This is a genomic window from Mycobacterium sp. 1245805.9 (assembly GCF_001672915.1).
Lineage (GTDB): Bacteria > Actinomycetota > Actinomycetes > Mycobacteriales > Mycobacteriaceae > Mycobacterium.
Window position 1 is genome coordinate 1 of sequence record NZ_LZKR01000071.1, and the last position, 11,072, is coordinate 11,072.

Here is an 11,072-nt window from a genome sequence, read left to right on the forward strand (position 1 = left end):
GCCGTTACCCGCATCACCGCCGGTCGCGCCGCGGGCCGCGGCGTTGAGGCCATCTCCGCCGGCGCCCCCCGCCCCCCCGTTACCGCCCAGGCCGCCGGTGCCGCACGTGAACTAGCACCCCCACCCGCCCCCCCCCCCCCCCCCCCCCCCCCCCCCCCCCCCCCCCCCCCCCCCCCGGCCCCCCCCCCCCCCCCCCCCCCCCGCCCCCCCCGCCGCGGCCGCCGCGCCGGCGGCGGCCGGCAGTCGGCCCGCCGGCGCCGCCGCTGCCGGGGTGGCCCCACAACAGCCCGGCCGCCCCGCCGTTACCGCCGGTGCCGCCGTTGATGGCGGGGCCTGAGGGCGGCGCGCCGGATCCGCCGTTTCCGCCGTTGCCGATCAGCCAGCCGCCCGCACCGCCGGGCTGCCCGGTGCCGGGCGCGCCGTTGGCGCCGTCGCCGAACAACGGGCGCCCGGTCAGGTCCTTGATCGGCGAGAACGGCTCCGCGGCAAGGGCTTTGAGGCCCTGCTGGGCCGCGGCGCCCAGCGGTGAGGCGCTGGCGGCTTCGGCGGCCGCGTACGCCCCGCCGCCGGAGGACAACAGCTGCACAAACTGGGCATGGAACGCCGCGGACTGGGCGGACAGCCCCTGAAACTCCTGGCCGACGGTGCCGAACAATCCGGCGATCGCGGCCGACACCTCATCGGAGGCCGCCGGCGCGATCCCGGTCGTCGACGCCGCCGCCGCGCTGGTGGCGTGCCGGATCGCTTCGCCGATCCCGCACAGATCGGCGGACGCCGTGGTCAAAGCCTCGGGTGTGGTGACCACGAAAGACGACATGCCCGGCTCCATGCATCGGTTCGAGCGGCGGCGTCGTGTGCCGCCGCTACGTCACGGTGATGATCAGGCACCCGAGCGCCGGTTCGATCCGGGAGCGACTACTGCAATTTTCGGGCGCCTCGGCGAGCGACTACTGCAAAACGTGTTTCAGCTGCCCGCGCTGCGCATCATCTCGGCGAGCCCGGAACGTCCGCTGACCCCGGCCTTGGTGCTCGCGCGATAGATGTGGCTTTCGACGGTCCGCACCGACAGCGACACCGCGTCGGCGATCTCGCGGTTCGACAGCCCCTGCGCCACCAGCACCGCGATCTCGCGCTCCCGGTTGGAAAACGGCGGCGCAAAGGAGGCGGCCCGGATCGCCGGGCTGGTGGCGCCGCCACACGAAGTCGCCAACCGGTGCGCACGCGACGCCGCGCTCATCGCGCTGCCGGCCCGGCCCGCCCGCCGGTGTGCTGTAGCGGCCTGCCCGGCGGCGTCGGCGGCGGCCAGCATGTCGCCAATTACCTCGAATTCGGCTGAGGCCCAGTCGAGTTCGGCCGCGTCATCGGCTCTGACCGCCGCCGCGTAGCGCGCCGCGACCGTGGCGCGCGGCCCTTCGACCCGGGTGGCCAACTCCGCCAGGCGCTCGGCTGCGTCGGTGTCGTCGAACTGCACCGCGGTCTGCAAGCACCACACCTCGCGGGCGAATTGATCGTGCTCGCGCGCGAATTCCGCCGCCTGGCGGGCCAGCCGGCGCGCCTCGGTGGGCCGCGAGCGCACCGCCGCCAGCCACGCCTCGGTCAGCAATTCGGTGGACGTGACCCACACGTACGCCGGATGCCGATGCTCCCGCGCCGTAACAAGCGCGCGATCGGCCGCATCGGTATCGCCGGACCGGGCCAGCGCCTGCGCACGCAGCAAGTGGAACCGGTGGAAGCTGTTCACCACGTGGAAACTGTTGGCCATCTCGGCATCGATTTCGCGGGGCAGGTGCCGCAGCGCCGCGCAGAGGTCACCGGCGGCCAGCATGACCATGCCGAAGATCTCCGCCGCCACCGCGCGCACGTCCGCCGGCTCGTCGCGATGGTCGGTGCGGTGGCGTTCGGCCGCGTCGACGGCTTCGGGAATGCGTCCCGCCGAGACCAGGGCGAACGTGTGAAACTCGGTCAAGGTTTGGCGCAGGAACTTGCCCTGCTCGCTCAACGTGAGCGCCTGGTCGGCCTCGATGGCCTTGGCCACGGCCTGATCGGGTTGCCCGAGTTCGCCGTAGGCCATGCTCTCGACGCTGTAAGCCATCGTCGCGCCGTACTGGTCGAGGTCCCGATAATCGACGTCGGCCATCGTCGCGAGAACCTCGGTCGGCCGCGCCGCCAGCGCAAGCTGATTGGCGCGGAAAACCAGGACTTGTTGCCGCCGCGCTCCGTGCGAGGCCTTGAGCGCGTCGTCGATGAGTCGCCAGGACCGCTCGGGTGATCGCATGCCCCACATCAGGTTTGACGCGCGCATCACCACGTCGTTGATGAAGGCGGATTCGGTCGCCTCGTCGACCTCCACGCCCTCGAGGACTTCCAAGGCAAGTTCGCCCTTTTCCATCATGAACAGCGAGTAGGCGAGGGGGATTCGCGCCTGCGCGCCGATGCCGGTGGCGTCGGCGGCCCGGAACAGCCGCTCCGCCGTCTCGAAGTCCAGCAGCGAACTCGCGGCCGTCGCCGCCGCCAACAGCACCTCCGGCTCGGGCGGAAGGTCGGACTCCAGCCACAGCAGTCCGCGTTTGACGACCTTCGCGGCCCGTCCGCCGTCCTTCATCGCCGTGGCCACCTTGCCGCGAAGGCGGCGCAAACGCGAAGCGCCACAACGATTCAGCCGGACTTCGGCGTACAACGGGTGACCGACGTACACCTCGTCGCCGGACGTGCGGATCAGTTCGCGTTGTTCGGCCTCTTCGATGGCGTCCTGATCGGCGAGCAGTCTCAGGCAGTGCCAGTCGAGTGGCTCGCTAACGGCCACCAAATCCACCACGTCCCGCACGTCGCCGGCGATGGCGCCGATCTGCGAGTCCACCAGTTCGGCAAGGGATCCCGAGATCGCGGTGTCGGCACCCCAACGCACGGCGCCATCTTGGGCCACCATCCGACCCGCTCGGTACTCCTGTTCGACGAGCTGACGCAGGAATAGCACGTTTCCGCGGGTGAGATGCCAGAGCCTTTTCGCACAGTTCCGGTCCGGCGCGGTCCCGAAGGCCGCCGCCACGAGGTCGTCAATCCCGTTGCGGGTCAACGGCTCCAGTTCACGACCGCACAGCAGGCCGTCCTTCCACAGCGCCGTCACCGCGGCCGGGGCCGCCTCGCCGGTGCGGACGGTGAGGATCACGGCCGCGGCCCGCGAGTGCACCAGTTGGTGCAGCACGAGCGCGGACAGGTCATCCAGCAGATGGGCGTCGTCGACGAAGACCAGCAGCCGGTCCGGGTGCGTGCCGTCGGTCAATGCCTCGACGACCCTGCGCGCCAACGCAAAAGGCTCGCTCTGAACGTCGTCCGTCCACTGCGAGAAGGCCCCCAGCGGGATGGGGTGGCTCGTCGCGGTGGCAGCGACGCTTCGAACGGTCCACCCGTCCGCCGAGGCCGCCGCGACGGCCTCGCGAGCCAACCGCGACTTACCGACTCCCGCTTTGCCGGCCACCGCAACCCCGCGCACCGCGTCATCAGCGAGAGAGCGCACTATCTCGCCGATCTCGTGATCGCGCCCGATCATGGGCCAGTGGTCGAGCACACCCGAATGTTAGCCAGGCGAAGCGGTTTCCGTCTTGGTAATCGGCTGACCGCTCAGTCCGTCACACCCGCTCAGGCCTAGGGGGAGCCGGGGCCGCCGGCGCCGCCGTCGCCCCCGGTGCCGCCCTGGCCGCCGGTGGCGCCGACGGGGGCGTCGCCGGGGTTGCCGGTGTTGCCGCCGCTCCCGTCGGTGCCGGGCGTGCCGCCGGAGCCGGTGCCGCCGGTGCCACCGGAACCGCCGGTGCCGCCGGTGCCACCGGTGCCACCGGTGACGGCGCCATCGCCGCCGGCGCCGCCGGTGCCACCTGTACCGCCTGGACCGCCCATGCCGCCGGTGCCCGTCGTGTTGGAACCGCCGGTGCCTCCCTGGCCGCCTTGGCCACCGAGGGCCCCGTCGCCACCGTCAATGCCGCTGGCCGTCCCGTCGGCGCCGGTACCGCCGGTACCGCCCTGGCCACCCTGGCCGCCGCCGCCTGCGACGTCACCGTTGGTCGTCGTGTCGCCGCCTTGGCCGCCCTGGCCGCCCACGCCACCGACGCCCGCTGCACCCGCCGCCCCGGGCGCGCCGGTTCCGGCGCCGGCCGCACCACCGATGCCGCCGCTGCCACCGCTGCCGCCCTGCCCGCCGGTACCGGCGTCGTTGCTCCCGTCGTCGGCAAAGCCGGCGCCGCCCAGGCCGCCCTGGCCGCCTTGCCCGCCGGCCCCGCCGTCGCCGTTGGTTGCGCCCGGGCCGGCGGCGCCGCCAGCGCCTCCCGTACCGCCTTGGCCACCCTGACCGCCGGTCGAGCCGGTGCTATGGGCCGGGCTGGAGGCGCCGGTGCCGGCGCCGCCTTGACCGCCCGCTCCGCCGGTGCCGCCGTTGCCCGCGTTGCCGCCGCTGAGGCCATCGCCGCCGGTGCCGCCGGTCCCGCCGTCGCCGCCGTTACCGGCCACGCTTTGGTAGGCGGCGCTGGCGCCGCCGGCCGCGCCGCTGCCGCCGGCGCCGCCGGCGCCACCGTCGCCGGCCTGTGTCCCGCCGGTGCCGCCGGTGCCACCGACCCCGCCGGAGCCGCCGGTGCCGCCGTGGCCCGGGATGTAGTAGGCCGAGTCGCCGCCGGTACCGCCGTCGCCACCGGCACCACCGTTGCCGGCCGTGCCGCCAGCACCGGCGCTGGAGGCCCCGCCGTTGCCGGCGTTACCGCCCGCACCGCCGTCGCCGCCGTTACCGGCGCCATTGGTGGAGCCGTCGGTACCGATCAACGAGGCCGCGCCGGCACCGCCGTCACCGGCGTTGCCGCCGTTGCCGCCCACGCCGCCCGCGTTGGCGCCGGTGCCGCCGTCACCGCCCGCGCCGCCATTGCCGCCCAACCCGCCGGCCCCGGGGGAGCTGTTGTACCCAGAAGCCGTGCCGCCGGCCCCGCCGGCGGCCCCGGCGCCCCCGTTGCCGCCGTTGCCGCCGACCCCGGACGGGGACGCCGCCCCGCCCTGGCCGCCGGCGCCACCATCGCCGGCATTGCCGCCCTTGCCACCGCTGTCGTTCAAGCCGCCCGAGCCGCCCGCACCACCGGCACCCGCAGCACCACCGTTGCCGCCGTTGCCCGCGAGGGTGGAGCTGTCGCCGCCCGCACCGCCCTGGCCGCCCGTACCGCCGGCGCCGCCGGCACCGCCGCCGTCGGCAAGGCCATCGGTGCCGATGACGGAGTCGGCGCCGGTGCCGCCGGCGCCCGCGTCGCCGCCGCGGCCGCCGGAGCCACCGGCGTTGGCGCCTGCCCCGCCGTCACCGCCCGCGCCGCCGTTGCCGCCGAGCCCGCCGGCGCCCCCGAGGCCGTACTGCCCGGACGACACCCCGCCGGCACCGCCGGCGGCCCCGGCGCCGCCGTTGCCGCCGTTGCCGCCAACCCCGGACTGCGACGCCCCGCCCTGACCGCCGTCGCCACCGACGCCGGCGTTACCGCCACTGCCACCGGGGGCGTCGAGGCCGCCCTGACCGCCCGCGCCGCCCGCGCCGGCCGCACCACCGTCACCGCCATTGCCCGCGGTGCCGCCCCCGGACGGCGAGGCGTCCCCGCCCTGACCGCCGTGGCCGCCATTGCCGGCGATACCGCCATTGCCGCCGGCGGCATCAAGGCCGCTCTGACCGCCCGCGCCACCGGCGCCGGCCGCACCGCCGTTGCCGCCGTTGCCCGCGGTGCCGCCCGCCCCGACGGCGCCGTTCGCGCCGCCATCGCCACCGGCACCGCCGCCGCCGCCGGTGCCACCGTCGGAGCCGGCGGTGAAGTCCGTAGAGGTGGAGAAGCCGGCGCCGCCCTGGCCGCCCTGTCCACCCTGGCCGCCGTCGGCGCCGTTGCCGGCGTTGGCCGTCGCGCTGCCGCCGCTGCCACCGCTGCCGCTCTGTCCGCCGCCGCCGCCTTGACCGCCTTGGCCGCCGGCGTCGCCGGTGCCGAACGAGGCGCCACCGGCCCCGCCCGCGCCGCCATTGCCGCCGCTACCCGCGTTACCGCCGGCGCCGGCACCGCTACCGGTGTCGGCGGCACCGGTGCCACCGTCGCCGCCGGTACCGCCCTGGCCGCCGGCCCCGCCGCCGCCGCTGAGGCCGCCGGCGCCGCCCGAATTACCGCCGGCCCCGCCGGCACCGCCATTGCCCGCGTCACCGCCGGCGCCGGCACCGCTACCGGTGTCCGCGGCTCCGGCGCCGCCGTCGCCGCCGGTACCGCCCTGGCCGCCGGCCCCGCCGCCGCCGCTGAGGCCGCCGGCGCCGCCGGCACCGCCGCCGTCGCCGCCGGCACCGCCGTTGCCCGCGTCGCCACCGTTCGCGCCGGTACCGGCCCCGCCGCCAAGGCCATCCCCGCCGCTACCGCCGGCGCCGCCGGCGCCCCCGTTGCCGGCCGCGGGCGTGAAATTGGCGCCAATGCCGGCGGCCCCGCCGGTGCCGCCGGTGCCGCCGGCGCCGCCGTCGCCGGCCTGCGTGGGGCCGGTGCCGCCGGTGCCGCCGTTGCCGCCGCCGCCGCCGTTACCGCCGGCGCCGCCGTTGTAAATGGGGGAGTCGCCACCGTCGCCACCGTCGCCACCGGCCCCGCCGTGGCCGGCGCTGCCACCAGCCCCGGTGCCCGAGGCCCCGCCGTTGCCGGCGTTGCCACCGGTGCCGCCGTCGCCGCCGGCCCCGCCGGTGTTGGTGTAGCCGTCGCTGCCGACCAGGGAGGCGCCGCCGGCGCCGCCGGCGCCGGCGTTACCGCCGTTGCCGCCCGACCCGCCGGTGTCGGTGCCCGCGCCGCCATCACCGCCCACGCCGCCGTTGCCGCCGAGGCCGCCGTTGCCGCCGCCGCTGGTGTACCCGGCGACCGCGCCGCCGGCCCCACCGGCCGCCCCGTCGCCGCCGTTGCCGCCGTTACCACCAATTCCGGACGGGGCGCCGGAGCCGCCCTGGCCGCCGCTGCCGCCATTGCCGGCGTTGCCGCCATGACCGCCCTGGCCGGCTACGGCGTTCAGGTCATCCGCGCCGCCCGCGCCGCCCGCGCCGGCCGCCCCACCGTTGCCGCCGTTGCCGGCCGTGCCGGTCAGGCCATCCCCGCCCGCACCGCCGGATCCGCCGGTGCCGCCACTGCCCGCGTCGCTGCGGGCCCCACCGGAGTTGATCCCGCCGGCCGCGCCGCTACCACCGGCGCCGCCGGCACCACCGTCGCCGGCCTGCGTGGCACCGCTGCCGCCGGTGCCACCCGTCCCGCCGGCGCCGCCGTTGCCGCCAAGACCGCCGAACCAGTTCGGTGAGTCGCCGCCGGTGCCGCCGTTGCCGCCGGCCCCGCCGCTGCCCGCGCTTCCGCCCGCGCCGGTGCTGGACGCCCCGCCGTTGCCGGCGTTGCCGCCGACGCCACCATCGCCGCCGTTGCCGGCGGCGTTGCTGTGGCCGGCGGTGCCGAGCAACGAGGCGCCACCGGCGCCACCGCCGCCGGCGCTGCCGCCGTTGCCGCCGGTGCCGCCGGCGTTGGCGCCCGCCCCGCCATCACCGCCCGCACCGCCGCTGCCGCCCGATCCGCCGTTGCCGGCGAAGCTGTTGTACCCGGACACCGTGCCGCCGGTCCCGCCACCGGCGCCATCCCCGCCGTTGCCGCCGTTGCCGCCGGCCCCGGACGGGGACGCGGCGCCGCCCTGACCGCCGGCCCCACCATCGCCGGCGTTGCCGCCCTTGCCGCCACCGTCGTTCAAGCCGCCCGAGCCGCCCGCGCCACCGGCACCGGCCACACCACCATTGCCGCCGTCGCCCGCAAGCGTGGAGCTGTCGCCGCCTGCGCCGCCCTGGCCGCCCGTGCCGCCGTCGCCGCCGGCGCCGCCGCCGTCGGCATAGCCGTCGGTGCCGATGACGGAGTCGGCACCGGTCCCGCCGGCGCCCGCGTCGCCGCCGGTGCCGCCGGACCCGCCGGCGCTGGCGCCCGCCCCGCCGGCGCCGCCCGCACCGCCATTGCCACCCAGCCCGCCGGCGCCGCCGGCGCCATACTGCCCGGACGACACCCCGCCGGCACCGCCAGCGGCGCCGTCACCGCCGTTGCCGCCGTTACCGCCATCCCCGGACTGCGACGCCCCGCCCTGACCGCCGACGCCACCGACGCCGGCGTTGCCGCCACTACCGCCAGAAGCGCTGAGCCCGCCGTGACCGCCCGCGCCGCCCGCGCCAGCCGCACCACCGTCGCCGCCATTACCCGCCGTGCCGCCCCCGGCGCCGGAGGCGTCCCCGCCCAGGCCGCCGTTGCCGCCATCGCCGGCATTGCCGCCGGGGCCGCCAGTCGTATTAGGGTCGCCGTCGCCGCCCGCACCACCGGCACCGGCCGCACCACCATTACCGCCGTTGCCCGCGGTACCGCCGGTGATCGTGCTCGCGCCGTCACCACCCGCGCCGCCGCGGCCGCCGAGGCCGCCGCCGCCAGCGCCCTGGCCGTTGGTCCCAGATGCCGCACCGCCGGCCCCCCCGGCGGCGCCGTCGCCGCCGTTACCGCCGTTGCCGCCAACCCCGGACCCGGAGGCGGCCCCGCCCTGGCCGCCGTTGCCACCATCGCCGGCATTCCCGCCCGCGCCGCCGCCGCCGCCGCCCGCGCCGCCCGCGCCGGCCGCACCGCCGTTGCCGCCGTTACCGGCGCTTCCGCTGACACCCACGGCGCCGGCCGCACCGCCGCTTCCGCCGTTGCCGCCTTCGCCGCCGCCACCGGCGGTACCGCGGACGGAGCCGCCGCCCTGTCCGCCGCTGCCGGCGGCGCCGCCGGTACCGCCGTCGGCCGCCTGGGTCGGGCTGCCGCCGCCGGTGCCGCCGTTGCCACCGTTGCCGCCGGCACCGCCCTGGCCGGCCGAGCCAACCGGGCCGGGCGCGTCGCCGCCGGCGGCGCCGGCGCCCCCGGCGCCGCCATTGCCGGCGGTGCCACCGGCGCCGGCGTCGGAGGTCCCGCCGTTGCCGCCGTTGCCGCCGACGCCGCCCGAGCCGCCGTTGCCGGCGTCGCTGTATCTGATGGATACGGAGCCGCCGGCGCCGCCGGCCCCGCCGGCGCCGCCGTTACCCGCATCACCGCCGGTCGCGCCGCTGCCCGCCGCGGCGTTGAGGCCATCTCCGCCGGCGCCGCCGGCCCCGCCGTTACCGCCGAGGCCGCCGGTGCCGCTGGTGATGTTGGTGCCGGTGCCGCCCGCTCCGGCCGCGCCGCCGGCGCCGCCGGCGCCGCCGTCGGCCGCGTGCGTCGCGCCCGCGCCGCCGATGCCGCCGGTTCCGCCGTTGCCGCCGTTGCCGCCACCGCCGCCGTTGTAGACAGCCGAGTCGCCGCCAACACCACCGGCCCCGCCGGCCCCGCCGACGCCGGCCGCGCCGCCCGCGCCGCTGCCGGACGCCCCGCCGTTGCCCGCGTTGCCGCCGGTGCCGCCGTCGCCGCCGTGGCCGCCGACATCGCTGAAACCGCCGCTGAGCGCGGTGGCTCCGCCCGCGCCGCCGGCGCCCGCGTTGCCGCCGTTGCCGCCGGCACCGCCGGTGTTGGTGCCGTCGGCGCCCACACCGCCGACGCCGCCGTCGCCGCCGTGGCCGCCGTTGCCGCCGTTGCTGGTCCCGGCGACCGCGCCGCCGGCCCCGCCGGCTGCCCCGTCGCCGCCGTTGCCGCCGCTGCCGCCGATTCCCGACGGGGAGCCGGAGCCGCCGTTGCCGCCGTTGCCGCCGTGGCCGGCGTCGCCGCCGTTGCCGGCGGTGGGGGTGTTGAAGCCGCCCTGCCCGCCGGCGCCGCCCGAGCCTGCGGCCCCGCCGTTGCCGCCGTTGCCCGAGGTCCCGGCGAGGCCGTTTCCGCCGTTGCCGCCGTCGCCGCCGTGACCGCCGTCGCCGGTGCTGCCGAAGGAGCCGCTGCCGCTGCCGACGGTGAAGGTGCCGCCCGCACCGCCGGTGCCGCCGGCGCCGCCGTCGCCGCCGTCGCCCGCCTGTGTCGCGCCGTTTCCGCCGGTGCCGCCCTCGCCGCCGTTGCCGCCGAGGCCGCCGGTGCCGCCGAGGGTCCAGCCCGATCCGTTGCCGCTGCCGGCCCCGCCGGCCGCCCCGGCTCCGCCGTTGCCGCCGTTGCCGCCGATTCCCGACGCGGCACCGGAGCCCCCGTTGCCGCCGTTGCCGCCGTTGCCGGCGTCGCCGCCACTGCCGGCGGGGTTGCCACTGAGCTGTTGGTAGGTGTTGAAGCCGGCCTGTCCGCCGTCGCCGCCCGCGCCCGCCGCGCCGCCGTTGCCGCCGTTGCCCGAGGTTCCGGCGAGGCCGTCTCCGCCGGCGCCGCCGTTCCCGCCGGCACCGCCGTTGCCGGGCGTGTTGGTCGTGTTGTGGCCATGACCGCCGGCCCCGCCGGTACCGCCGGCGCCGCCGGCGCCGCCGTCGGCTGCCTGCGTCGGGCTGCTACCGCCTATGCCGCCCGCTCCGCCCGCGCCGGCGTTGCCGCCGCCGGCTCCGAAGGTCCCGGGGCGGGTACTGGTCTCGATGCCGCCGGCGCCGCCGTTGCCGCCGGCCCCGCCAACGCCCGCGGCTCCGCCCGCGTCGGTGCCGGACGCGCCGCCGTTGCCGCCGGTGCCGCCGGCGCCGCCGGCCCCGCCGGCGCTGCCATAGCTGTCGCAGAGACCGCCGGCCCCGCCGACACCGCCGATGCCGCCGGCCCCGCCCGCGCCTCCGTGCGTCGCGCCGCTACCGCCTGCGCCGCCGTTGCCGCCGCCGCCGGCGTCGCCGCCAATGCCGCCCCCGCCCGTGTAACCGGTTGCGGCGCCGCCGACGCCGCCGTTGCCGCCTGCCCCGCCAATGCCGGCGTTTCCGCCCGCACCGGAGCTGGAGGCCCCGCCGTTCCCGGCGTTGCCGCCGATTCCGCCGGCGCCGCCCAAGCCGCCATAGCCGCTGCCGAGCGGCTCAGGATAGGGGGTGCTGGTGCTGGTCGGGACGGCGCCGCCGGCGCCGCCGGCGCCCGCGTTGCCGCCGCTGCCGCCCCCCCCCCCCGCGGTGGCGCCGGCGCCGCCCCCCCCCCCCCCCCCCCCCGTTCCCCCGCCGCCCCCTGCGC

At 78.6% G+C, this 11,072-nt stretch carries 3 protein-coding genes; all 3 read right to left on the reverse strand.

Going from position 1 to position 11,072, the window contains the following annotated elements:
- Positions 1–79: 79 nt before the first annotated feature.
- Positions 80–817: a PE family protein gene (locus tag A9X00_RS32490; protein ID WP_082975045.1), complete on the reverse strand. Its 738-nt coding sequence runs from the start codon at positions 815–817 to the stop codon at positions 80–82.
- A 147-nt stretch (positions 818–964) separates the two neighbouring features.
- Complete coding sequence (locus A9X00_RS32495) at positions 965–3,565, reverse strand: LuxR family transcriptional regulator (protein WP_082975043.1); 2,601 nt, start codon at positions 3,563–3,565, stop codon at positions 965–967.
- 77 nt (positions 3,566–3,642) lie between these two features.
- Positions 3,643–11,072, reverse strand: a 7,430-nt coding sequence (locus tag A9X00_RS31285; RefSeq protein ID WP_197515128.1) for a hypothetical protein, incomplete at its 5' end; no start/stop codon positions are given.

What these genes read in the sequence shown, in the direction of transcription:
- A9X00_RS32490 (WP_082975045.1), bottom strand. Translation starts at nt 817, where the DNA reads ATGTCGTCTTTCGTGGTCACCACACCCGAGGCTTTGACCACGGCGTCC.